Origin of the sequence: Anaerococcus tetradius ATCC 35098 (assembly GCF_000159095.1) — a bacterium.
GTDB classification, from domain to species: domain Bacteria; phylum Bacillota; class Clostridia; order Tissierellales; family Peptoniphilaceae; genus Anaerococcus; species Anaerococcus tetradius.
In genome coordinates, this window is the sequence record NZ_GG666346.1 from 1 (window position 1) to 559 (window position 559).

The 559-nt window shown below is 31.7% G+C and carries 1 pseudogene; it reads left to right on the top strand.

From position 1 onward, the window contains the following. Positions 1–559 (top strand): annotated as a pseudogene (locus tag HMPREF0077_RS10095) (VirB4-like conjugal transfer ATPase, CD1110 family); the annotation flags it as partial.

Below are 559 nucleotides of genomic sequence, written 5' to 3' on the forward strand. Positions count from 1 at the left end.
TCCGTTGGATATAAATGTAGACTATGCCGATGAAGACAATCCCTTATCTTTAAAGTCTGACTTTATTCTTTCACTGTTTGAACTTGTAGTAGGAAAGGAAGGGTTAAGTGCAGAAGAAACTTCAGTAATTGATAGATGCCTTCCAATATTATATAAGAATTACTTCGACAATCCTATTCCTGAAAATATGCCAATTTTAGAAGATTTATATAATTTACTTTTAAAACAAGAAGAAAAGGTAGGGAAAAAATTAGCAGTAGAAATGGAAATTTATGTCAAAGGTAGTCTTAATGTATTTAACCATAGGACTAATGTAGATACAGGCAATAGAATTCTTTGCTATGACATTAAGGAATTAGGAAAGCAACTTAGAAAAATAGGTATGTTAATTGTTCAAGATCAAGTATGGAACAGAGTAACCATTAATAGGAATAAGAAGGAAACCAGATATTACTGTGACGAATTCCATTTGCTTTTAAGAGAAGAACAAACAGCCTCATATTCCATAGAAATCTGGAAAAGATTTAGAAAATGGGGTGGGATTCCAACAGGATTAACA